The sequence below is a fragment of the Thalassobius sp. MITS945101 genome, assembly GCF_047123305.1.
Lineage (GTDB): Bacteria > Pseudomonadota > Alphaproteobacteria > Rhodobacterales > Rhodobacteraceae > Thalassobius.
In genome coordinates this window covers 2,644,117-2,668,245 of the sequence record NZ_CP138918.1, presented here as the reverse complement: position 1 = coordinate 2,668,245, position 24,129 = coordinate 2,644,117, and the positions used below count along the sequence as shown (strand labels likewise).

20 protein-coding genes are annotated in these 24,129 nt (G+C 59.9%); 5 read left to right on the top strand and 15 right to left on the bottom strand.

From position 1 onward, the window contains the following. Positions 1-5 precede the first annotated feature (5 nt). The 6 genes from soxA to SIC14_RS13245 all read right to left on the bottom strand — a co-directional run bounded on the left by soxA (position 6) and on the right by SIC14_RS13245 (position 3,645). Entirely contained in the window at positions 6-860 is an 855-nt protein-coding gene (soxA, locus tag SIC14_RS13270) for a sulfur oxidation c-type cytochrome SoxA (protein ID WP_412562403.1), read from the bottom strand. 57 nt (positions 861-917) lie between these two features. Beyond that, positions 918-1,247 carry a thiosulfate oxidation carrier complex protein SoxZ gene (gene soxZ / locus SIC14_RS13265; protein WP_412562402.1) on the bottom strand — a complete coding sequence of 110 codons (330 nt, stop codon included), beginning with the start codon at positions 1,245-1,247 and terminating at the stop codon, positions 918-920. A 22-nt stretch (positions 1,248-1,269) separates the two neighbouring features. After that, positions 1,270-1,692 (bottom strand): thiosulfate oxidation carrier protein SoxY, encoded by a 423-nt coding sequence (soxY, locus tag SIC14_RS13260; protein WP_412562401.1) that lies wholly within the window; start codon positions 1,690-1,692, stop codon positions 1,270-1,272. Positions 1,693-1,723: 31 nt separating this feature from the next. Next, complete coding sequence (gene soxX, locus SIC14_RS13255; protein WP_412562400.1) at positions 1,724-2,197, bottom strand: sulfur oxidation c-type cytochrome SoxX; 474 nt, start codon at positions 2,195-2,197, stop codon at positions 1,724-1,726. Positions 2,198-2,331: 134 nt separating this feature from the next. Then, a complete protein-coding gene (locus SIC14_RS13250) occupies positions 2,332-2,895 on the bottom strand; it encodes a thioredoxin family protein (RefSeq protein ID WP_412562399.1) in 564 nt (187 codons plus the stop codon). Between the two features lie 12 nt (positions 2,896-2,907). Further along, the gene (locus tag SIC14_RS13245) at positions 2,908-3,645 is read right to left on the bottom strand and encodes a cytochrome c biogenesis CcdA family protein (RefSeq protein ID WP_412562398.1); all 738 of its coding nucleotides are present in this window, start codon (positions 3,643-3,645) and stop codon (positions 2,908-2,910) included. 80 nt (positions 3,646-3,725) lie between these two features. Between SIC14_RS13245 and SIC14_RS13240 the strand changes: the two genes are divergently transcribed. The 3 genes from SIC14_RS13240 to SIC14_RS13230 all read left to right on the top strand — a co-directional run bounded on the left by SIC14_RS13240 (position 3,726) and on the right by SIC14_RS13230 (position 5,704). Continuing rightward, entirely contained in the window at positions 3,726-4,136 is a 411-nt protein-coding gene (locus tag SIC14_RS13240; RefSeq protein WP_412562397.1) for a thioredoxin family protein, read from the top strand. A gap of 110 nt (positions 4,137-4,246) precedes the next feature. Beyond that, entirely contained in the window at positions 4,247-4,591 is a 345-nt protein-coding gene (locus SIC14_RS13235) for an ArsR/SmtB family transcription factor (protein ID WP_412562396.1), read from the top strand. A gap of 54 nt (positions 4,592-4,645) precedes the next feature. Further along, positions 4,646-5,704, top strand: a complete 1,059-nt coding sequence (locus SIC14_RS13230; protein WP_412565867.1) for a YeeE/YedE family protein — start codon at positions 4,646-4,648, stop codon at positions 5,702-5,704. A 19-nt stretch (positions 5,705-5,723) separates the two neighbouring features. On the opposite strand, the gene SIC14_RS13225 is transcribed toward SIC14_RS13230, so the two are convergent. Both SIC14_RS13225 and putA read right to left on the bottom strand, forming a co-directional pair. Continuing rightward, complete coding sequence (locus tag SIC14_RS13225; protein WP_412562395.1) at positions 5,724-6,959, bottom strand: acyl-CoA dehydrogenase family protein; 1,236 nt, start codon at positions 6,957-6,959, stop codon at positions 5,724-5,726. A gap of 114 nt (positions 6,960-7,073) precedes the next feature. Next, entirely contained in the window at positions 7,074-10,526 is a 3,453-nt protein-coding gene (gene putA, locus SIC14_RS13220) for a bifunctional proline dehydrogenase/L-glutamate gamma-semialdehyde dehydrogenase PutA (RefSeq protein WP_412562394.1), read from the bottom strand. A 120-nt stretch (positions 10,527-10,646) separates the two neighbouring features. Here putA and SIC14_RS13215 point away from each other — a divergent pair, with 120 nt between their 5' ends. Next, positions 10,647-11,135 carry an Lrp/AsnC family transcriptional regulator gene (locus SIC14_RS13215; RefSeq protein WP_412562393.1) on the top strand — a complete coding sequence of 163 codons (489 nt, stop codon included), beginning with the start codon at positions 10,647-10,649 and terminating at the stop codon, positions 11,133-11,135. Here SIC14_RS13215 and SIC14_RS13210 read toward each other — a convergent pair. Both SIC14_RS13210 and SIC14_RS13205 read right to left on the bottom strand, forming a co-directional pair. Next, complete coding sequence (locus SIC14_RS13210; protein WP_412562392.1) at positions 11,116-13,674, bottom strand: ATP-binding protein; 2,559 nt, start codon at positions 13,672-13,674, stop codon at positions 11,116-11,118. The genes SIC14_RS13215 and SIC14_RS13210 overlap by 20 nt on opposite strands. An 87-nt stretch (positions 13,675-13,761) precedes the next feature. Continuing rightward, on the bottom strand, positions 13,762-14,289 hold the full coding sequence (locus SIC14_RS13205) for a molybdopterin-dependent oxidoreductase (RefSeq protein WP_412562391.1): 528 nt from the start codon (positions 14,287-14,289) through the stop codon (positions 13,762-13,764). A 274-nt stretch (positions 14,290-14,563) separates the two neighbouring features. On the opposite strand from SIC14_RS13205, the gene SIC14_RS13200 reads away from it, so the two are divergent. Further along, positions 14,564-15,175: a response regulator transcription factor gene (locus tag SIC14_RS13200; protein ID WP_412562390.1), complete on the top strand. Its 612-nt coding sequence runs from the start codon at positions 14,564-14,566 to the stop codon at positions 15,173-15,175. A 21-nt stretch (positions 15,176-15,196) separates the two neighbouring features. Here the strand turns inward: SIC14_RS13200 and SIC14_RS13195 are convergent, their stop codons facing one another. From SIC14_RS13195 to SIC14_RS13175, 5 genes are all read right to left on the bottom strand, one after another. Continuing rightward, positions 15,197-17,815 (bottom strand): calcium-binding protein, encoded by a 2,619-nt coding sequence (locus tag SIC14_RS13195; RefSeq protein ID WP_412562389.1) that lies wholly within the window; start codon positions 17,813-17,815, stop codon positions 15,197-15,199. Between the two features lie 50 nt (positions 17,816-17,865). Continuing rightward, on the bottom strand, positions 17,866-19,266 hold the full coding sequence (locus SIC14_RS13190; protein ID WP_412562388.1) for a nucleotide sugar dehydrogenase: 1,401 nt from the start codon (positions 19,264-19,266) through the stop codon (positions 17,866-17,868). 242 nt (positions 19,267-19,508) lie between these two features. Then, on the bottom strand, positions 19,509-20,936 hold the full coding sequence (locus SIC14_RS13185; RefSeq protein WP_412562387.1) for a mannose-1-phosphate guanylyltransferase/mannose-6-phosphate isomerase: 1,428 nt from the start codon (positions 20,934-20,936) through the stop codon (positions 19,509-19,511). Positions 20,937-21,056: 120 nt separating this feature from the next. Further along, complete coding sequence (locus SIC14_RS13180) at positions 21,057-22,646, bottom strand: glycosyltransferase (protein ID WP_412562386.1); 1,590 nt, start codon at positions 22,644-22,646, stop codon at positions 21,057-21,059. 1 nt (position 22,647) lies between these two features. Then, positions 22,648-24,090, bottom strand: coding sequence for an HlyD family secretion protein (locus tag SIC14_RS13175; RefSeq protein WP_412562385.1), 1,443 nt, complete (start codon positions 24,088-24,090; stop codon positions 22,648-22,650). Between the last annotated feature and the right edge of the window lie 39 nt (positions 24,091-24,129).

The following is a 24,129-nucleotide window of genomic DNA, read 5'->3' as shown; positions in this document are numbered from 1 at the left end:
TGTGTTTAGTTGCGGACCGAAGGGGCCTCAACCGACAGGCCGTTGCCACGGCTCGCAACATAAAGCTCCAGCGCTACAAAGGCGTCAGAGCCGGGCTTGTAGGTCTCGGCGCGGGTGTCGCGCACACAGCCTTTGAAACGTGCGTGAACCGAATTCAGCTTGGCGTTTTTCAGGCGGTAAACGGGGAACCCGTTGATCTGACCCTGGCTGAGGTGGTCGGCACGGATCATGTTGCCGTAGTTCTGCTCATGACAGTTGGCACAGGACAGTTCCAACTGGCCAGTCCGGGTGTAGTAGAGCTCTTTGCCCGCTTCCCATGTGGCCTGCGCCGGACCGTCAATGGCCACGTCCACTGGCATCCCGCGCGACTGCAGCGAAATCAGCGCAACCATATTGGTCATTGCGCCACTGGTGTAACCCAGCTTTTCGGCACCCATCTGGTTAACGCGGCAGTCGTTGACCTGCATTTCCAGCGTGCGCACTTCGCCTGCGGCCTCGTTCCACTTGGGATAGACCGCACGGACACCGGCCATGCTTTCTTCGGCGTCGCCGTGACAGGACCCGCAGGACTTGCCTTCGCTGCCATCCACGGCGGCCCAGTCATCCATGGCCAGTTCAACACCCAGGAGACCCGGGTTGTCGAAGTCGTCCATCTGCAGCGACTGGGTTTCGTCCGAACGGAAATGCCATCCCGACATGATCTCATCAAGATCATCCGCCATATGGGCGGGGGCGGCGGTTTTGGTGACCATTTCCAACTCGTCGTTGATGATCAGCGTGTCGTCATCGGCTTCGGCAAAGCCCATGGTCGGCAGCGCCAGGGCCAGAGCCGCAAGTGCAGTTGTTGGCTTGAAATTCATCTAGCTTCCTCCCTGAAGCAGCCCTGTCCCACGTTGGGAACAGGGCGCTAATGATTGTTAGGCGATGGCGACCTTTTTGGCGGTCTCGTAAACGGAACCGTCATCGTCGTACCAGGTGAACTGGAATTCGCCAGCTTCGGGCACAACCGCTTCAAACTCGAAGTAGGGGTTGGTCGAAATGGCCGGCTCCATCTTCACGTCGATCACGGTTTTGCCGTTAAACGCACAGGTGAAACGGTTGATGATCGAACGCGGGATGACGCTGCCATCCTTGTTCTTACGCTGACCCGATTCCATCTTGTGGCTGATCAGGGTTTTCAGGGTAACGGTTTCGCCAGCAGCCGCCTTTTTGGGGGCTTTGACGCGGGGCTTTACACCTTTTGCCATGTTTCTTCTCCTTGGATCCTGATTAGCCGCCGCAGCCGCCGATGGTGACTTTCACGGTGCGACCGACTTTGACGAAGCTGCCGTCAGCCATTTTGGCCACAGCCACAACGTCCTGGGTGCCGGCCAGACGGATCCGGGTCGAAGCAGACTGGCTGCCGGCCAGTTCACCGAAGTTGAAGGTCGCAACGCCAGGCACCGGGTTGCCCATGGCCAGAACCATGATCGCGGTGGCCCCTGCAGCCTCGACGGCAACCGGAACAGTGTTGCCGTTTTCGGCGATTTCCGGCGCGGTCAGGGTCAGGCCTTCGCCACCCTCGATCACATCGGCGCCGCCGGTGAAGTTGCTGATAAAGTCATCCGCCGCAGCGTTGACCTGAAACGGCAGCACGGTCAGAGCTGCTGCGCCCAGGCCCAACGCCAGCGTGTCGCGTCGTGAGAATTCCATTATGATCTCCTTGATAATTCGCGCAGTCCGGTCACTCGGTCAGAGTGCCAAGGAATGCGACAACATCCTCGATTTGCTGCGCAGACAGCAGCGGATCCAGCGGCGCGGTTGGCGCCTTGCCGGTATAAGCGTCACCCGGACGAATAAAGCCGGTGACCTTGTAGTAAGAGGGCATCACGGTGCCGTCATAGACACCCTTTGCATTGGCCAGAATGCCGCGCAGTTCGGCAGCGTTCCAACGCTCCCCCACGCCGTCCAACTCAGGACCAACTTCGCCGTGGAAGGGCGAGTCGTTCAGAGCGGTCACAGCATGACAGGCAATGCAGTTGCCCATCTTTTTGGAGGCCATGATCTTGGCGCCCATTTCGGGATCTCCCGCAACGCCGGTCAGGGAGGCTTCGATGGCCCCGTCCTCGGTGAAAACAACATCGGCAGGTGCAACCGGGTTGGCGTAAGCCGTCCCAGCTGTCAGCAATGCCGCCAGTGTCAATGAAGTAAGCCTCATGTTTCCTCCCATGGCTACCCGTTCAGTGGCTAAGCTCGCTCGCACACGCTAGTCGACGGATCTCGTCGACGCAACAACAAATTCATTAAAGTGAATTTAGCGATATGTGCTTGCAGCGAACTCTTTAGGTTTCATTATTTCGCAGCCAGCATTCGCGCCAGATACTTCTGAAATGGTTCATCCCCTTGATATCCCTTTTCTTTTACCCAACGCAACATAGCAAATGTTGTGCCACGCCCAAATGCGCCCGGAACGGTTGCAACGGCCGCCTGCGCAGCAGTCTGTCCCTCGGGCACCGCTTCCGGCAAGAAAACTAGGGTTGGTGTGAACATCAGTCCCCATTTGCGCACCATCTCTTTTTCACTCAACTTCTCACCGTCGAAATCTGTTACCTCAATGTCGCCAAACATATTGATTTGGATCAGAAAATAGTCGTCCATCAGGGCCGCGTGGATGTCGGGATCGGGGAAAACTTCCGCATGCATCTTGGTGCAGTAAATGCAGCCGCGCTGTTCGATGATCAGCAACAGACGTTTGCCTTCGGCGCTGGCTTCCTCCAGATCTTCCGCCAGATCCTTGAAGGTGTCGCGCATCCATTCGGCCTTGTGCAGGCCGTCGTCGCCCACCTCTGCGGCGGGCGCGGGCGCGCTCAGCGGTGTGGTCAGCAAAAGGGCCAGAGCAAACAGGATTCGTTTCATATTGATCTCTCCTTATCCGAGGCTTGCAAAACCGGGCAGCCAGCGGATCATCACATCCGCAATCAGGCGCACGCTGTTGGTGGCAATCAGCACCGCAAACACGATCAACATCACGCCCATCGCCTTGTCGGCATATTGTAGTTTGGATCGATGCCGCCCAACCCAGGCCAGAAACGGCTTGGCAAACAGGGCGGCCACAACGAAAGGGGCGGTCATCGCGAGGCCGTAGACCAGCAGCAACAGTCCGCCACGCCAGATATCGCCCATGCCACTGGCAATCATCAGGATCGACGCCAGCGCAGGTCCAACACAGGGCGTCCACCCAAAGCCAAAGGCCAGTCCCATCACATAGGCCCCCACCATGCTGGTTGGGGCAACAGAGGTTTCGACCTTGGCTTCGCGGTACAGAAGGCCAACCCGGATCACCCCAAGGAAATGCAGGCCAAAGATCAGCAGCACCCCAGCCGCAACCCAACGCAGGCTGTCTTTCCACTGGGCGAAGGCCTGCCCCAGCGCGGTTGCCCCCATTCCGAGCAGCACAAAGATCGTGCTGACACCCAGGGCGAAACAGATCGCCGACAGCACCAGCCGCCGTTGCGCGCCGATGGTGATCTTGCCATCACCCTGCAATTCCGCCATGGACAGACCCGCCATGTAACACAGGTAAAACGGCACCATCGGCAGCACACAGGGGGTGAAAAAACTCAGCAACCCCGCAAATGCCGCCGCCGCGAATGAAATGTCCAGCATATGTTTTCCGGAAGAATCCCCGGCCCCCGCCCTTGATGAATGCACATATTCACATTACGTTGTATGAAAGAGGACCGTCAATGATACGCACCCTGCGCAGAACACTTGCCATAGTTGCACTGGCTTTGCCCAGCACCTTTGCTGCGGCCGCAGGCGTGCCGGAAGGAACGGCCCAGCTGTTCATGTTCGAAAGCCCGGGCTGCCACTATTGCCTGCAATGGAAAGAAGAAATCGGCCCGATCTATCCCAAAACGGCTGAGGGCAAATTTGCCCCGCTGCAGATGATCGATATCGACGATCCCCTGCCCGCGGGCATCACCTTCCAGAGCAAGGCGGTCTACACGCCCACCTTTGTTCTGGTGCAGAACGGGCAGGAAATCGGCCGCGTCGAAGGCTACCCTGGCGAAGATTTTTTCTGGGGACTGCTGGACATGATGTTGAAGGCCAAAACGAGTTTCGCCACCGGTGAAACCGCCGAAAGTGGCACATAAACGCCCGTATTTCGGGCAGAAGGCCGCAGAAAGGCGGCTGCGACTTTACCGTAGAGCCCGCAAGCGCTATGCAGCGCGAAGGGTGAGAGTAGGACAAGAGTGAGGGTCACATGGGACTGCCTGTGTTTGATGACAAAATCTCGGATGCGGAAATGGACCGGATGGTGGACAATGCCACCAAAGCGTCCAACTTCCTGAAAGCTGTCAGCCACGAAGGCCGGCTGATGATCCTGTGCCATCTGGTCACGGGCGAAAAATCCGTCACGGAACTCGAAGATCTGCTCTCGGCCCGTCAGGCCGCGGTGTCGCAGCAACTTTCCCGCCTGCGCCTCGAAGGACTTGTGATCCCCCGCCGCGAAGGCAAGGCGATCTATTACCGTTTGGCCGATGACCGCCCCAAGCGCATGCTGGAGCTGGTCTATGAACTGTTCTGTGCGGAAGGGTCGGAGGCGTAAACCCACCCGCATATGACAGGGCCCGCGGTGGGAGGCGCGCGCTCCATGTTGAACCTGATCGATCTGATCGGCGAGTTTTGGACTGCAGCGCTGTTAGGCGCTTTGGGTGGACTTGTCTTGGGTTTAGCCGCACGGCTGGGCCGTTTCTGCACTCTTGGGGCCATCGAAGACCTGCTTTACGGCGGTTCTGACATCCGCTTGCGGATGTGGCTTCTGGCCATTGGGGTGGCGATCACCGGCAGTTTCACCCTGATGGCGGCGGATATGTTTGATCCCTCCCGTTCACTTTACCTGACCATTCGCTGGATGCCGCTGGCCTCAATACTGGGCGGGCTTGTTTTCGGCTATGGCATGGCGCTGGCGGGCAACTGCGGCTACGGCGCAATTGCGCGTCTGGGCGGCGGCGATTTCCGTGCCTTTGTCATCGTGCTGGTGATGGGTGTCAGCGCCTATGCCACGTTGTTTGGCCCGCTGGCCGCGTTGCGTAACTGGGCCTTTCCACAGGTCGATGTCACCTCTGACACCCCGCCGGGGCTTGCACATGTTGTGGCCGAATGGTCCGGCATCGCACCTGCCACGATCGGGATCGCCATTGGTCTGATCGTGATCCTTACCACCCTTGCCTCCCGCAGTTTTCTGGCAGAGCGCTCGGCGCTGTTCTGGGGCACCGCCGTGGGGCTGGCCATTACCTCGGGCTGGGCGGGTAGCTATTATGCGGCCACCGCTGGCTTCGAAGAAATGAACGTGGTGTCCCACAGTTTCTCGGCGCCGGTGGGCGAAAGCCTGCTTTACATCATGACCGCCTCCGTGCGCGAGCCAAGCTTTGCCGTTGGTTCCATCACCGGTGTGGCCTTCGGCGCCTTTATCGGCTCATTGCTCAAAGGCCATTTCCGCTGGGAAGCCTGCGAAGACCCACGCGAATTGCGCCGTCAGATCATCGGCGCAGGTTTGATGGGGGTCGGCGCTGTTGTGGCGCTCGGCTGCACCGTGGGTCAGGGGATGAGCGCCTTTTCTACCCTTGCCTGGTCGGCCCCTGTGACCTTTGCGGCGATCTTTGCCGGCGCAGCGCTTGGTCTGCGCCAGCTGATCGAAGGGTTCCAGCCGGCGGAGTGATCCGCCAAAGCCGATGTCGTTAGATCCGTTCCTGCGTGTACTTGCGCAGCTCGGTGCGGGCGATCTGGCGGCGATGCACCGCATCCGGCCCATCCGCCAGACGCAGGGTGCGCACATGGGTCCACTTCGAAGCCAAAGGCGTGTCCTGCGAAATGCCCATCGCCCCAAACATCTGCGCCGCCTCATCAATCACCTTCAGCGCCATCCGGGGCGCGACGGTTTTGATCATGGAAATCCACGGCGCCGCGGCCCGCGCATCCCCCTGATCCATGAACCAGGCGGCTTTCAGACAGAGCAGCCGCGCCTGCTCAATCTCCATCCGTGCTTCGGCGATGATGTCATAGTTCGCGCCCAAAGCCGCCAGCGGCTTGCCAAAGGCTTCACGCTCCAACGCGCGTTTACACATCAGGGTCAGCGCAGATTCCGCCTGTCCAATGGCCCGCATACAGTGATGAATACGCCCCGGCCCCAACCGGCCCTGCGAGATTTCAAACCCCCGCCCTTCGCCCAAGAGCATATTCTCCGCAGGCACCCGCACATCGGTAAAGCGGATATGCATATGCCCGTGTGGCGCATCATCTGCACCGTAAACATGCATCGGGCGCAGCACCTCAATCCCCGGCGTCGCGGCATCGACGACAATCATCGAATGGCGCTGATGTTTGGCGGTCTCTTCGCCGCCGGTTTTCACCATGGTGATATAGACCTTACAGCGCGGATCCCCTGCCCCGGAGGCCCACCACTTTTCGCCGTTCAGCACATAGTGATCCCCGTCACGCACACAGGTCATCGAAACATTGGTTGCATCCGAAGAGGCCACATCCGGTTCGGTCATCAGATAGGCCGAACGGATCTGCCCCTGCAGCAACGGCTCCAGCCACTGCGTCTTCATCGCGTCAGTGCCGTATTTGTGAAACACCTCCATGTTGCCAGTGTCAGGTGCTGAACAGTTGAACACCTCTGCCGCCAGTCCCACACGGCCCATTTCCTCGGCGAAATAGGCGTATTCCACGGTCGACAGGCCAAGCCCCCGATCCCCGTCGGTGAGCCAGAAGTTCCACAGCCCAGCGGCCTTGGCCTTGGCTTTCAACCCTTCCAGAATCTCGGCTTGTCGGTCGGTGTATTGCCACCGATCCCCCTTGGCGACCTCGGCCTCATAGTCTTCCTGCAAAGGCGCGATCTCGGTGTCGATCATCTCGATCACCCGATCCAGCAGCTTGCGGTTTTCTGCGCGAATACCAAAATCCATCGTCATTCTCCTCCACTTGGGGAAGACTAGACCACCGGATTGCCCTCAGGGAAAGGCTGCTGTGTTGTGACGTTGGGGCGGAATGCAACCTGCAGCCCGCCCCCGTTCATTTGATGGCGCTTAACTGTCCTGACCGGCCAGCAGATTGGCGTTGCCGCCAGCCGCCGTGGTGTCCACGCAGAGATGACGTTCATGCAGCACATGGCCCGCATCCGGCGCATCGGTGATCAGCGCAACCAGTGGCCCGTCCCGTTCAGACAAAGCCGCCGCATAACCGCGCGCCAGCCCCAGATCGCCCCACCAGACAACCCCTGCCAGACGTTCCAACGTGGTCAAGGCACGCGGATCCACGGCGCCGGGTTGTTCCACAGCCACGCCGCCAAGCCCACGCACCAACGCCGCCTGTTCCGCCGCCAGTTTCACCCCCGGCCCCAGACATAGCACCGGCCCACGGGCATAGGCGCTGAGGCGGTTCATCTCACCGGTTGGTCCAGGCATATCGCGCTGCAGGATCGGGCCACTTGGCACCTCGGCCGCCAGCAGTTGACGCTGCACCTGTTCGCGCGCCACCGGATTGGTGGCCTGCCCCCCCTCGGCCGTCACAGCTGCACGGGTGAAGCGTGGCAGGTAGTTTGGCCCACCGGCCTTGGGGCCTGTGCCCGACAGGCCTTCACCACCAAAGGGCTGGCTGCCGACGATGGCACCGATCTGGTTGCGGTTTACGTAGAGGTTGCCCACATGCACTGCATCGGCCACCTCCTGCACACGGGTGTCGATCCGGGTGTGCAACCCGAAGGTCAGACCATAGCCCGTCGCATTCACCGCCGCGATCACATCATCGATCTCACCCGCCTTGAACGTGGCGATGTGCAACACAGGGCCAAAAATTTCTTTGCCCAGATCGGCGATCCCGCCCACCTTGATCAGCGACGGCGCCACAAAATAACCCTCGCCCGGCACCTCAACCTGATGCAGCAAACGGCCGTCGGATTTGGCCTTGGCGATATGGGCGTCAATCTCGGCCTTGGCGGTGCTGTCGATCACGGGGCCAATATCGGTTTCCAGCGCCCAGGGATCGCCCACCAGCTGTTCGTTCATCGCGCCGATCAGCATCTCGCGCAGGGCAGGTTCAATATCCTCCTGCACATAGAGGCACCGCAGCGCCGAACAACGCTGCCCCGCAGACTGAAAACTGGAGGCCACGATGTCCCGCACCGCCTGCTCCGGCAGCGCGGTGGAGTCCACGATCATGGCGTTCAGCCCGCCGGTTTCCGCGATCAATGGCGCGCCGGGAGCCATCGCCTCGGCCATTGCGGCCTGAATACGCTTTGCCGTTGCGGTGGAGCCGGTGAAGGCCACGCCAGAAATCCGCGGGTCCGAGGTCAGCGCCTTGCCCACCACCGACCCTGGTCCGGGCAGCAGTTGCAGGGCCGTTTTCGGCACACCGGCCTCATGCAGCAATTGCACCGCACGGGTTGCAATCAACGGTGTGGTTTCCGCCGGTTTCGCCAACACCGCATTGCCCGCCGCCAAAGCCGCTGCGATCTGCCCCGAGAAGATCGCCAGGGGGAAGTTCCACGGGCTGATACAGGTGAACACACCGCGGGCCGGATTGCGCAGACGTTCGGCCTCCAGCGCATAATACCGCAGGAAATCAACCGCTTCACGCAACTCCCCCACCGCATCCATCAACGTTTTACCCGCTTCTCGTGCCAGCAGCTGGAACAGCTCGCCATAGTGCGCCTCATAAAGATCCGCCGCTTTGCGCAGCGCAGCTGCACGATCTGCTGTGCTCGCCGCCCAAGGGGTGGCAGCTTCCAGCGCCAAAGCAACATCCGCCTCAGACGACAGGGTGATCTGGCCAATCTCTGCCCCCGTTGCCGGGTTGATTGAGGCGGTGACCTCGCCGCCCCGCGGGGTGCCCGCGATCTGCGGCTCTGCCGCGGTGAGCGACTTGCCACCCCGCGCCACGTCGATGTCACGCAGAACGTTGACGTCAAAGATATCAAACCCCTTAGCGTTCTTGCGGTCTTTGCCAAACAGCTCCGGCCCGTATTTCAGATAGCTCAGCTCGGCCGCCAGATCATCTTCGACCTCCGCAAAGGGACAGGCCGCCACAACCGCAGGAGGGATATCCTCATCCACAATCTGGTTCACAAAAGACGAATTTGCCCCGTTCTCCAGCAGGCGCCGCACCAGATAGGCCAGCAGATCACGATGCGCCCCGACAGGCGCATAAATGCGGCAGCGGGTGTTTTCATCCGACAGCACCAGATCATGCAGCGCCTCACCCATGCCGTGCAGACGCTGGAATTCATAGGCTTCTTTCGGCAGATCGCTGGCCATTTCCAGCACCGCCGCAACCGTATGGGCGTTGTGGGTGGCGAACTGAGGATAGATCCGGTCCGTCAGGCGCAGCAGCTTGCGGGCGTTGGAGACATAGCTGACATCGGTGGCGGATTTACGGGTAAAGACAGGGAAGTCGGTCAACCCCTCCACCTGCGCCAGTTTCACCTCAGTGTCCCAATAGGCACCTTTCACCAGCCGCACCATGATGCGGCGGTCCAAACCTTCGGCCATTTCGTAAAGCCCGTCGATCACATCCCCTGCACGGCGGCCATAGGCCTGCACCACCACGCCGAACCCATCCCAACCGACCAGCTGCTCATCGGCCAGAACGGCTTCGATCACCTTCAGCGACAGGCCCAGACGATCCGCCTCTTCCGCATCAATATTGAACCCCATGCCTGCCTTTGCCGCTTGCCTTGCAAGATCGCGCACCACCGGCACCAGTTCAGCCATGACCCGTTCGGTCTTGGCCACCTCATAGCGCGGATGTAGCGCCGAGAGTTTGACCGAGATGCCCGGGTTCATGCGAATGTCACCCCCCTTGCAGCGGTCGGTGATCGCGGAGATCGCATCGGCATAGGCTTTGGCGTAACGTGCCGCGTCCGCAGCAGTCATCGCCGCCTCACCCAGCATGTCGTAGGAATAGGAATAGCCTTTGGCCTCCATTCCCTTGGCGCGTTCCATCGCCGCCTTGATGTCCTGGCCCAGCACAAACTGCCGTCCCATTTCGCGCATCGCACGGCCTACGGCGGTGCGGATCACCGGTTCGCCCAGACGTTTCACCGCCCCCCGCAACGTACCTGTCAGGCCACCCAATTTCACCGGCGATTCCTCAGCCAGCACCTTTCCGGTCAGCAACAGCCCCCAGGTCGAGGCATTGACCAGCGGCGAGGCCGAATTGCCAAGGTGTTTGGACCAATCCGAAGGGGCGATCTTATCCTCAATCAGCGCATCAATCGTATCAGCATCCGGCACCCGTAACAGAGCTTCGGCCAGACACAGCAGGGCAATGCCTTCGTCGGTGGACAGACCATATTCGGCCAGAAAGACCTCCATCAACCCAGGTTTGGATTCAGTCCGGATCCGACGCACAAGATCGCTGGCGCGGGTCACAATCTGATCGCGGAGGGCCTGATCTAGATCGGCCTCAGCGATCAGACTCGCCACCGTTTCGGCCTCGTCACGGCGTTTGTTCTGGTCCCAACGGGGGTCTAGGTTGATCATGGGGGCCTCATGCATAGCTGTATTCATTTCACTTAGAATAGCCGAAATGAATGATACCTTTTGACCATTGATCTGGATATGGTAGTCAAATCGTCCATTTCAAAGCGCGTGCAAAGACAAATGAGCCACACACCCCCACCTCCTGCAGAGCTAGACAGCTTTGACCGCAAAATCCTTGAAATCCTGTCGGGCGAGGCACGCATATCGATGACCGAACTCGCCACACGGGTGGGGCTGTCCAAAACCCCGGTGCTGGCGCGGGTCAAACGGCTGGAGAAGGACGGCATCATCACCGGCTACCGCGCCCAACTGTCTGCCGCCCGCCTGGGACTGGACCACGTGGCCTTTATCGAGCTGAAGCTGTCCGACACCCGCGAGGCGGCGCTTACCGCGTTCAATGACGCCGTGCGCCGTCTGCCGGAGGTTGAGGAATGCCACATGATCGCTGGCGGTTTTGACTACCTTATCAAAGTGCGTACCCGCGATATTCGCGATTACCGACGTGTGCTGGGCGATGGCATTTCCCGCCTGCCGCATGTGGCCTCGTCCTCGACCTATGTGGCGATGGAGGCGGTGAAGGACCGTGACGTCAGTGACTGGGATGCGTGACCACCTCTCCTGACAGGCGCGCCAATGCCTGTTGCGCCGCATCCAACAAAGCCGCCGTTTGCTGTGGCCAATCGGCAGGCGGGACGTCTTCCAATGCTTTCAGCGCCTGTTGCAGGGCACTCTCTCCCAACAGGCCCGCAACACCGGCCAGATTGTGCAGGTTCAGCTGACGGGCCTCGCTTAACCCTTCGGCTTCGATCTCAGACAACAACGCAGCCGCCTCACTTGAAAAACTCCCGCGCAGTTTTTGGTAGCTGTCTTCACCCATGCGGCTGACAAAATCGTCCCGCGTCTTACTGCCCTGTTGGTCGAGGCCGGTCTCAAAGACCCAGCCTTTTGCTGGGCGCTCTTCTGCCATCACGGCCAAAGCCCGGTGCAATTGCCCAAGGCTGACAGGTTTGGTGACAATCCCCACAAAACCCGCCGCGATGATGCGCTGGTGATCTTCACCCGAGGCATGGGCCGTGACCGCAATTGCCGGGCAGCCTTGCCCCTGTCTATGTCCCTGGCCCTGCTCCCAACCCTCGCGCATCTTGGCCAGCGCCTGCGGGCCATCCATACCGGGCATCGAAATGTCCATCAGGATCAGGTCGTACTCCGTGGCCAACGCCGCCTCTACCCCGGCCACCCCATCTGGCGCGCAAGTGACGGTTTGACCCAAATCTTCCAGCATGTCGGTCAGGATCTCGCGGTTGATGGCATTGTCTTCCACGACAAGAATGGATTTCGCCGGCAGCTCTGCCCCTGTATCAAGCGCCACACTGGCCACCGTTTCGGGACCTGCAACAACGGGCAGCGGTAGGCTGATCTGGAACATGCTGCCTTCCCCTTCGATGCTGTCGACGAGGATATCACCGCCCATCTGCGCCACCAGTTTCTGGGTGATCGACAGGCCCAGACCAGTGCCGCCGGATTTGCGACCATAGCTTGGATCCACCGTGACAAACTCCTCGAAGACCGACTCCAGCTTGTCCTCGGGGATGCCCATGCCGGTGTCGGTCACCCGAATTTCAACCTGATCGCCCTGCAGGCGTTCAACCTCCACCGCGATTTCGCCGCACTCGGTGAATTTCACCGCATTGCCCACAAGGTTGATCAGACAGCGGTTAAGCGCTGCCCTGTCGCCAAGGACATGATCCAGACCGTCATTCAGGAACCGTGCGTGCAACCGGTTTTGCCGTGCTTTGGCCGGCGCCAGTTGGCCCGTCAATACGGCGTCGATCAGGGCACCCAGATCAAATTCTTCCAGCACCGCTTCGGACATGTTGGCATCCAGCCGTGACAGATCCAGCACGTCGTTGACATGGCTGAGCAACAGATCTCCGGAAACCGTTGCGGCCTGAACATGGCGCTGCTGCCGGTCGCTAAGGGGGTCACGTTGCATCAATTGCAGCGAACCAAGGATCCCATTCAACGGGGTGCGCATTTCGTGGCTCATCACCGTCAACAAATCCGCCTTGGCCTTTTCGCCCGCACGCGCCTCATCACGGGCCTGTTTCAGGTCAACCTCCGCCTGAACCTGTTGGGTAATGTCGCGCAGGAAAGATACAAACACCTGTGCCCCGCTCATGCGTGCGGCCGAAATAGACAGTTCAACAGGAAAGACTTCCCCCGACTTCCGCAAAGCCTCCAGCCGCAGACGACCGGCATCGATGACCCGTTTTTCACCGCCCGCCACAAACCGTTTCATCCCCGCCCGATGCGCGTCGCGCAGGGGCTCGGGCACAATCAGCTCAGCCATATATGCGCCCAGCGCTTCGGAGCGGCTGTAGCCAAAAACTTCTTCGGCGGCCTTGTTCAACTCAACGATGCGCCCAAGGGTGTCCGCCACCACAATCGCATCCAACGACGAGGTCACCATCGCCTCCAGACGGGCGCGCACCTCATCGCTTTCGCGCGCCACCCGCCGGCCGCTGCGCAGCAGGCGCAACAGCGTCAATGACAGGGACACAAGCACCACAATCAGCAAAACGGTGGAGGCCATTAGCCGGATCAAGGTCTGAGACAACTCAAGGCGGTCGCTGTCGGAGTTCTGTGCAAAGATCTGCACGCCGGTGAGCAACAAGGTCCGTACCGGTTGCTTCTGGGCCTCTGTTAGACCGGCAAGCTCTTCCAGACCTGCTCGAAACTGCACCTCGGGCGCATCGACCAGCGCCGCGCCCTGTTGCAGATAGCCGCGCAGCCCCTGCAGAACTTCCTGATTTTCAGAGGTCTGCCACAGTTGTTGATAAAACGCCCCACGTTCATAGGTGCCCACGCGGCTGTAAAAAATATCAAACCGGGTGCGCACAGCGTTCAACTGGCCCGTTGTGGCCTCCCCCCTGCGGGCGCTGGCGATCTCACGGTCCAGCCGCAGCAGCTCGACCTCCAGCTGGGCAAGGTTCCACTGCAAATTGTCGGTAGAGGCCGTGGCCAGATCGCGCAGGCGGTTCGTCACCTCAACCAGCAGCAACCCGGTCAGGGCGAACATGCCGGTCAGGACCAGACCGGCAATCGCCAGTTTGATCCTACTTTTCAAGGACAATACGGGTTGTGACAATAGACCCCCTGCTCTTTTCACTTGTGGCAGCGGGTCTTTGTCTTCGGCCGTGTTGCCTGGTTGAGGCACCCCGGTCATTGCACCGGCTTAATTCACAGCTTCGACACGATGCAGCTGCCATATGCTGCGTGAGTAGTATTTTTCTGCCTGATACTCGGGATTGCTGTCAAAGGGATAAATCACCCAAAGCGGACCTTTGTCCCGCACTGACATCGGTTTGCCGTCCATTTCATAGGCAATGATCGGCCCGTTTTCGACCGCATCCGACAGCGGAATGGTCACCGCATAGTCGTTCAGCGCCACAAAGCTCATCTCAGCGGTGGTCAGCCCCATTTCCAGCACAAGTGTCTTCAGCGACACGCCGGTAAAGGCGATCTCGCCCTCGGTCCAGATGGTGGTGGTGGTGATCGTCTCACTGGGCATGCGCCGCAATGTGTCCAGATCCAATTCTACCACCCGCGCCTCGGCGGCGGGTGTGACCTTTAACACGGCATTGGCCAGCGCGGGTGTCATGGGCGCTGCAACACAGGCCAGCGCCAGCGCAGCAGCCACTGCCAGATGGGGGATGGTTTTGCGGGGTGTGAGACGTTTACGGGGGCTGGGAAGACCGAACATTTTGAACCTCTTTTTCTGCGTGCTGCCAAATTGACATAGGGCAACCTCAGGCTGTTCGGTTCAGGAGGATAGAAAACTATCCTTTGGGTTAGTTCCCCTAACCCAGCACTTTTGCAGCATAACCTCTTGGCCGCATCCGCCAGAACGGCATTCGCCTTAAGGTCAGGAAAGCAAATTTAACGAATCCGTGTTATGCTCCGTTACTATTAAGAGCGTCGCACATATTGAGACGAGTTCAGAGTTTACGAGTTTGGTTTAGAGGAGAGGGTGAAAAATGCGAATTTTGATTGCTGACGACCACGAAATGGTGCGCGACACGCTGACGGTTTTCCTGAACGCCGAGGGGCGCATTCAGGTGCTTTCCGCCGGCACTTTGGACGAAGCGCTGCAGGTGATTGATGCCAAAGGCCCGTTTGACCTCGTGCTGCTGGACTACAAGATGCCTGGCATGAACGGGCTGCAAGGTCTGCGCAAAGCCATTGATGGCAACCCGCAACAGGCCTTTGCCATCCTGTCCGGCACCGCTCCCAATTCCGTGGCGCAAGAGGCGGTTGACGCCGGGGCGCTGGGGTTCCTGCCCAAAACGATGGGCGCCAAAAGCATGGTCAACGCAATCCGTTTCATGGCGCTTGGGGAAACCTACATTCCGGCAGATGTCATGCAGGCCGCCAACTCGACTGAGGATCCTTTCGACAACCAGCTGAGCCAGCGTGAGAACGAGGTGCTGGCGGGGCTTTGTGATGGCAAGTCCAACAAAGAGATCGCCCGCGATCTTGGTCTTCAGGAAGTGACGATCAAACTGCATGTACGGACCCTTTGCAAAAAGCTGGATGCGCGCAACCGAACCCATGCGGCGGTGATCGCCAAAGAAGCCGGGTTTGGTTAAAACGCGCATCCTGCCCTCCCTTCAGAAGACGAAGCTATCGTAGAGGTCACCGGATTGGGTTGTCAGATCCAGCCCGGTGCCCGTCAGCTGAATGGTACAGCTGTCCAGCGTCACGGTGATGTCACCGGTGCCGGACTGCGTGACAGAGGTTTCAAACCAATTCAGACTGTCAGCGATATCGACGCCGCGCAGATCCAGGTAATCCCCCTCACCCATGTTGTAGTCGGTGATCTCCACCGTTGATCCATCCAGATCCCGGTCACGGAAGATAAAGCGGTCGGCACCGTCGCCGCCGGTGGCGATGTCATCTCCAGCGCCAAGGAACAGGTTGTCCCGGCCCGCGCCGCCATCCAGCGTGTCTGCGCCAGAGGCACCCGCCAGCGTATCGCGGCCGTCGCCACCGTTCAGCACATCGTCGCCTGAGCCACCGTTCATCCGGTCGCGCCCTTCACCGCCGTCCAGCACATCATGGCCGGAGCCGCCGCTCAGCGTATCGCCCTCCGCGCCGCCGGTAAGCGTGTCATCACCGGAATTGCCCAGCAGGCTGTCAGCCCCGGCCCCGCCATCCAGCAGGTCATCGCCGCGCCCACCGTCCAACGTATCGGCGCCGCCGTCGCCTTCCAGCACATCATCATCGTTGCCAGAGCGCAGATCGTCAGCCCCTTCGCCCCCTTGCAGGGTATCGTCGCCGCTGCCGCCCAGCAGCAGATCCGCCCCGGTGCCGCCCTGCAGCAGATCATCACCGACGCGGCCGTCCAGCGTGTCATCGCCGCTGCCGCCTTCCAGCGTGTCACGGTCGCTGCCCCCATTCAGATGGTCCGCGCCTGCGCCGCCCATAAGGTGATCAAAACCGGTGCCGCCTTCCAATGTGTCAGCTCCGGTGCCGCCCAGCAACGTGTCGTGTCCAGCCGAGCCTGCGATCAGGTCATCACCCGCCCCTCCGGCAAGCCAGTCATCATTTTCAGGCAGCAGATTGCCCAGATGGTCATAGCGCAGCCCCTCCGCATCATAGGTCGAGGCCGGACCGGCCGGTACCGCGTCAAATCCCGCACCACCATGCAAACTGTCATTGCCGTCACCGCCCATCAGGCTGTCGCCGATGGCACCGCCGGTCAGCAGATCCTCACCGATGCCGCCTTCCATCGTATCAGCACCGCCGCCGCCGGACAGATCATCGTCGTAGCTCAAAACGCCCTCAACAGTGGCCACCAATTCCAGGTCGCGGACCAGAACCGTCGACTCGAGGTCGATCGGCACAAAGGGGCTCAGCGCATTGGGATCCGCCGCCCCGTCGTTGGAATAGGACCGCGGCGCGTCCGAAACCAGCACCAGCCGAGCAGTCTGTGTCTCCGGATCAATCTCAACCCGGTAGATGCCGCCCGCCCTGGGCGTGGCATCATTCATGTCATGATCGCCCGAGTTGCCGCCGACATAGAGCACACCATCGGTGTCATAGATCGCTGCCCCAAAGGTGATGGCAGGGGTTCCAGTCATCAACGTGTCGCCGATCTGGGTATGGGTCACCTGAATGCTGGACACCTGCGGCGTGTCGCCCGAGATATCAACCGTTACCAAGGTCGCCGGTGCCCCCTCTGAGCCCCCCCGCGCCACACCGCTGAAACTTTGCGTGCTGGCATCAAATGACAGGTCATAGACATTCTGCCCAAACAGGGCGTCGTTCAGATCAATCCGCGTTTCCACCGGATTGCCATTGGCATCCAGCGTGTTCACATCAATCCGGCTCAGGAAGTTGAGGCGTGAGTTGAAGATCCACAGATTGCCCTGATCGTCGAAATCCCCGGTCCAGCTGCGGAACGGGCCTTCGCCAATGCGGTAGCAATTGCCCTCGGCGTCAAACATCACCAGATCGTCACGGGACACGGCATTGCCCAGCGCATCCTGCCCGTTGCCCACGGCCACGCCGTAGATCAACCCGTCTTCCTGGTTAAAACCAATGGCATTTACGTTAACGCTGCCATCCGCCCCCACCTGCTGATAGGTCGCGGTTTCAGTGTCAAACACATGCAGAGTGCCGTTGAACACCTGATAAAGATTGGCCTGCCCCGGTGCAAAACCGGCGACCTCCACCTCTGTGCCACCAAGGGTCACCGTGACCGGGGTGGTATAGACTGCGCCGGAGGTGTCGATATCCGGCCCACCGCCACCGCCATCCACCGCGCGCAGGGTGATTTCACTGCTGTCATCGCTGGCGGTGAAAGTCAGTGTGTGATCGGAGAATACACCGCTCTGACTGGTCACGGTTTCAACAACCACCCCGTCCACCAAGATCTCGATCCCGGCATCCACATGGCCACCGGCAAAATTCGCAGCCATCGAGAAGGTCATCTCATAGACGCCACCTGCCTCGGTGCTGACGGTCTGGCTGATCTGCTGATGGCCACTGGCCTGTGTCGCGGCCTGCCAAGCGCCCAGCGCCGCATAGTCCGAGAAGCTGAGGGCAGCCCCGGCATCACCTAGCAGATTGGCCTCGGTGTAGTCGCCATAGATCAGGTCGTTTCCGCTGTCGCCGGCCAAGGTGTCATCGCCGGAGAGGCCCACCATTGTGTCAGCACCCGCCCCCCCTGCAAGGTCATCGGACAGGCCAGAACCCTGAATTAGATCGTCATGAAGCGTCGGCATAAGAATGTCTCCTTTCACTGCGGTATTTTGTGGGGATGAACGATCAGGGATTACCAGCCGATGCCTTCCAGACGAGTCTCGGTCTGACCACGTTCGTCAAACAGGCCAACCAGATCGATCACGGCACGGTTGTGGCAGCGGCGAACGGCCTTGCGGTAGGCCGGATCGGCATGGGTCACCACTAGCACCTCAGCGCCTTCCACCACTTCGTTCAGATCATCGCGCAGCAGGCTGGGCAATTTTTCCGCCAGTGCGGCGCCCCCTGTTGAGCCGTGGCGCACATAGGCCAACTGCCCCTCCAGCGGGGTGTCCGGCGTGATTGCCTGATCATGAACGCGCAGGGCAATGCCCTCTTCATGCAGTGCAGCCATGACCTCCAGAATCGGGCTTTCGCGCAGATCATCGGTGCCGGGCTTGAAGGCCAGGCCAAGGATGCCAACACGGCGTGCGCCGGTGGCGCGGATCATGCGGATTGCCTCGTCGATATGTTCTCGGTTGGAGCGTTCAAGATTGCCAATCATCGGCAGATCAATGCCCGCTGCTTCGGCCATATGCTGCACCGCCCGCACCTCTTTGGGCAGACAGGACCCGCCGTAGGCGAAGCCGGGTTTCAGGTAATAAGCGGACAGGTTCAGCTTGTGATCCTGTGTGAAGATGTCCATCACCTCGCGGCTGTCGACGCCCGAGGGTTTGCACAGCCGCCCCACCTCATTGGCGAAACATACCTTGGTGGCATGCCAGACATTGTCGACATATTTCACCATTTCCGCCGCTTCGATGGTGGTGAAGATCGGATTGGGATCCACCGGCGCGTAGATCTCGCGCAGGATCTCGGCGCTGCGTAGATCGGTGGTGCCAATGACGGTTTTCGGCGGATTGTGGAAATCCGCAATCGCCACACCTTCGCGCAGGAATTCCGGGTTGAAACAGATGCCAAAATCACGGCCCGCCTTACGGCCCGAAATCCGCTCGATGATCGGTGCCATCACCGACAGCGTAGTGCCCGGCGGAATGGAGCAACGCATAACAAAGACGTGGAACCCTTGTTTGCGCCGCAGACCCCGCGCCATGCCTTCGGCGGCAGCCTCAATATAGCGGTAGTCACAACCACCATCTGCAGCAGTGGGGGTGCCGACGGAAACAAAGGTCACATCCGTGCCCCAGACCGCAGCTTCCAGGTCATCGGTGGCTTCAACAAGCCCCGCCGACACCCCTGCTGCCAGTGTTTCACCCAAGTCCTTTTCGTGGATCGGGCTTTCACCGGCGGCAATTTGTTCCACTTTGCGAGGGTCTACGTCGACGCCGACACAGCGGTGACCTAAACTCGACAGACAGGCTACAGAAACTGCACCAACGTAACCGAGCCCAACAACGCTAATGGCCGATTTGGCTGCCGTTTTCGGCTGGGCCACGATGTCCGCTGTGCGGGGATCAAGCTTAAACAGTTCCATGACAACCCTCCTATGGTTTTCTTGAGACTAGCGGGCTGGGCCAAGGCACAGGGGCGTCAAAAAGGAGAGGAGAAGGGGCGGAAGATCAGCACAACTAACCCTTGGTATACAGCTGAAAAATAACAACAAAAAGAACCCGTGCTAGCGCTCGCACGGGTTCTCTACCGGGATACCCTTCAGTTCAGTAACCGGGGCTGTAGAGGGTCAGACCACCCCCTGGCAACCTCCCTTCAGGATCCCAATCAGGCAACGTCTTCTTCGACATTTCGGGCGTAAATGTCTTCATAGCGGGTGATGTCATCCTCCCCGAGGTAGCAGCCCGACTGCACCTCGATCAGCGACAGCGGCAGCTTGCCGGGATTTTCCAACCGATGCACCGCGCCAAGCGGGATATAGGTGCTTTCGTTTTCGCTGATCAGCTTGGTCTCTTCGCCCACAGTCACCAGCGCCGAGCCTTCGACCACCACCCAGTGCTCTGACCGGTGAACGTGGCTTTGCAACGACAGTTTAGCACCGGGTTTCACCATGATGCGTTTGACCTGGAACCGTGCGCCCAGCGACAGGGTTTCATAAAACCCCCAAGGGCGGTAGCAGCGCGGGAACTCTTCGGCCTGTGGGGCGGATTTGGCGTTGAGCACCTCAATGGCCTGCCCAATGTCTTCCGACCGCGATGCATCTGCAACCAGCACCGCATCATCGGTGGCGATGGCGACGATCCCGTCCAGACCCAGCCCAACAAGCGCCATGTCCTTGTTGCTGGACTTCAGCAGGCTGTCGCGGCAATCAATGGCGCTGGCATCCCCCATCAGGACATTTCCGCCCGGTTTTTCGACGTGTTTGTCACGTACGGCAGACCAACTGCCGAGATCCGCCCAGCCACAATCCATGGCAACCATGGTGCAACCTCCAAGTCGCTCCATAATCGCCCGATCAAAGGAGATGGCGCAGCACCGTTTGAACGCGTCGCGGTTGAGACGGTGAAACCCAAGGTCTTCTCCGCCAAGGCTCAGCGCACCGTGGCAGGGCGACAGCAGGTCCTGTGCGTGGTCTTTATAAAGCGCCAGCGCAGTATCAACCCGCATCATGAAGATGCCCGCATTCCACAGGTAATTGCCACGGCCCAGCAGTTCACGTGCGGTGGCCAGGTCCGGCTTTTCGGTGAAAGAGGTGACTTTCTGCACTTTCAGGTCACTGCCGCGATCGGCCTCCAGGTAGCCATAGGCGGTGCTGGGGCCTGTGGGGTAAACCCCGAAGCAGACCACCTCGCCCCCGGAGGCCGGTTCCCGCGCCAGCTCCATCGCGGCGTGGAAGGCAGCGTCATCATCAACCGCATGGTCACTGGGGCAGATCAGCAGCAGCGCGTCAGGCTGGTCGCGATGGGCCAGCGCAGCGGTCAGCACAGCCGGGGCCGTGTTGCGGGCCACAGGTTCCACAAGATGCAGCACGTTGGTTGCACCGGCATCAATCATCTGCTCCTGCGCGATGAAACGGCAGTCTTCGCTGGTGACCACGCAGGGGCGATCGTAGCGGTCATCCGCCAACCGCCGCACGGTTTTCTGAAACAGGGTTTCTGCCCCCAGGATACGCGCGAATTGTTTGGGATTTGCCTTACGCGACACAGGCCACATACGGGTGCCGGTGCCACCGGCCAGAATGACTGGAATAATCATGAGAACCCTCTCTTTCTTGAATGATGTCTTCAGCTTAGGGGATCTCAGACGCGGCGGGCCTGTGCGGTGGATTAGTAAAATGCGCAAAAGGATAGGCGGGGCGCAGAGGCGTAGGGCTGGTCAGAAGAACGGGTTTTCCAGCATGCCCATGTAGCTCATGATCGCAGTCAGAAAAACGCCCAACGCAGTGAACAGCTGAAACAGCGCAAACCCATTGCGCAGGCGATCCATCAGGCTGGTGCCGCCACCGGCTGACTGATTGCCGCGATTGGACCATTTCTGTTTGGACAGGTGGAAGATCATATAGATCTTCACCGAGGCGTTGATCACCTGATTGAGGTAGAGGATGAACGGCCAGCTCATATCGGCCTTGCGGGAATAGCCAAACAGGAACAGCGACAGCACCACCCGCGAGAACACGACCCAGATAATGCAGTTCCAGAAATATCCAGGCTGAATGAACGAGGCGAGCACCGCCATGATCGGGCTGACCATCATGGTCCACATGGCAATCCGCTGATCCACCACGCACCACCAGATGAAAAACGGCATCCTTCGCGGCCCCAGCGCGATGGCGCGGGCGCCGTTGCGCAGCATATTGCCGGACCAGCGACGGAAGTTCTGCACCATCCGCGCCATGCCGTTTTCCTTAATGACCTCGATAGTGTAGACTGTGGCGTCCGGCACATAGGTCATTTTTACACCGCCGCTCAGCAGGCGATACCAGCTTGATTTGTCATCGCCCGACAGGAAACGGAACCGGCCCCACAGCCAATGATCCAGATGATCCGCCTCGATGTTGCGGATAAACTCTCGGGTCAGGATATGTTGGGCCCGAAAGACACTCATCCGCCCGGTCAAGGTCAGCACCCGCCCCGCCAGCGCATGGCTCTGCATGGCCAGCCGACGCTGGGCAAATCGCATGTCCAACCAGCGGGCAATCCAATCCGGGCCGTAGCAGATCACCTCTTCGTCGGTGGTTAGCGCGCCCAGTTCGGGATCGGCGGCAAACATTGGCAGACATTTCTGCAAAACATCGCCGCCATAAAGCGCATCGCCATCCATAAAGATCACCAGATCATCAGGATCCACCTCTTCGCGGCACATGGCCCGCAGGATCAAGCCGATCGCCATGCGTTTGCCGGGCTGGTTTTGCCGCACAAAGACCAGTTTCGCCAATTCATCGGGGATGTCCTGGGCGTAGGTCTCGACAAAGTCGCGAATGATGTTTTCGTCATAAGGGCTGCCGGTGCCGATATAAATCGTGGTCGGGATACCTTCGCGCCGCACCTGTCCCAGCATTGAACCGATGACCCGCTTGGTGATCGAAGGCTCCTCATAATAGGTGGTCATCTGCACATGAAGACGTTTTGGCCGCCAGCCCGCCGCCCAGAGGTCATCCGCCTTTTGCCGCATGCCCGGCCAGACCAGATTGCCCCAATAAGCCGCGCGTACCGAATGGGTAAACCACCAGCCAAACCGCCAGATTCCAAGGAAGCCCAGGATCAGCGAGATATGCAGCACCTCGGGGTTGAAATACCGGTTCGGTTTGTTGAACAGCAACCATTGCAACACCAGCGCCGTGACCAGCAGGATCACCACATGCGGCAAGGCCCAGCGGCGCAGATAGCTGGGCGCGGGCTGCTCAAAAGTGCGCAAGCGGACGGCAAGGTCCTTGTCGAACTCATATTCACTTTCGGGGCTATACATCCTATGCCCCCCCGCCAAATACGCCTGCCCAAACCCCGGCAAACCAACGGCGCGGCGTGGCCAGCATCAGCCGGTCCGCATCCAGATTAACCGGCGCCCCAATCGGCAGAGCCTGACGCAGCGCGGCATTGCTGAGCCCGTCCACGCTGACCGTAACCTCAATACCGTATTCCCCGGGGCGGTTGGGAATGTCACCGGCCCGCACATGGCTCACCCGGCCCTGAACCTCTGTGCTCTGTCCACGGGCATTGAACCCCAGCGAAGCCGGCATCCCTGCATAAATTGTTTCGGCATATTTTTCCGACACCCAGCCGACAGCCTGACGCGGGGCGTCATCTTCGACTTCCACAACCGGTTGGCCGCGCAGGACAAACTGACCGGGGCGCACCAGGATATCACGCAACACACCGTCTTGGGTGGCCACGATCTGAGCGGTTTTCAACGATGCCTTAAAGCCGTCGCGTGTGGACCGCTGCCGTTTCATCAGTCGGCGCAGCTCCAGCGTTTCCTGCAACAGCAGACGGTGGGTCACCTCCAGCGGATCGCGGCTCAGCGCCAGTTCCGATCCCTGATCGCGCAGACGCTGCCATTGCTGCACCAGATCGCGAAACCCTTTGAGCCCCAGATGCGCCTCAAACACCAGCCGCACCTCATGAAGACGCAGCGCTTCGTCTTTCACGCTGCGCAGCTTTTCCAAACGGGCCAGCGCCTTCTCAACCTGTTTCAGCTGCGCCGATGTGTTGGAATAGATCACCCGTGCCGACTTCAACTTGGCGGCAATTTCCGGATCCTCAATGGTCACCAGCAGATCGCCAACTGCGACCATATCCCCACTGGCGGCATGAACCTCGGTCACCTGTCCGGATTGCAGCGCCGCCAGCACCCCTACAGGGGCAATCACGCGGCCATGCTGAATGTCGATCCGGTTCACCGCGTTAAACACATTGGAACCGATAATGGCGATCACGCCAAAACACATGGCGCTATAGATCGAGACATGCAGGACCGAGCGCACCAGATTGGCAAAGCGCCAGCGATGGCCGACCTTCACCTCAGCTTCGGCTTCGGTTTCCTCAATCGGCACCAGATCAATCGGGGTATCAAGGCTGGTGATCACGTCGCCAGAACTGACCATCCGGCCCGACAAAAGGGAACGGTAGAAGATCGCCAACGCTTCGCGCTGCCGCCCTGTCAGGTCCTTAAAAAAGATCTCGGCCGTATCCGGCGCCGGTTCCAACTCCACCGGAAACCGCACGTCGATGCCTTGGAACGGCACGGAAAGCATACCTGTTTCAGGCCGCTCCGGGCTGTCCTCGGGCCATTTCAACCCTTTCAGCGACCACTCTTCGATCGCCACCCGGTCGCCTGCTGGCGTTTCAAATGTCAGTGTTGCCCGAACCTTGTAGTCAAGATCAGGACTGGGTGCAGTGTGCTCTACCCGCATAAGACCCTCCGAGACTGAACACGTCACGGAAGACCCTAG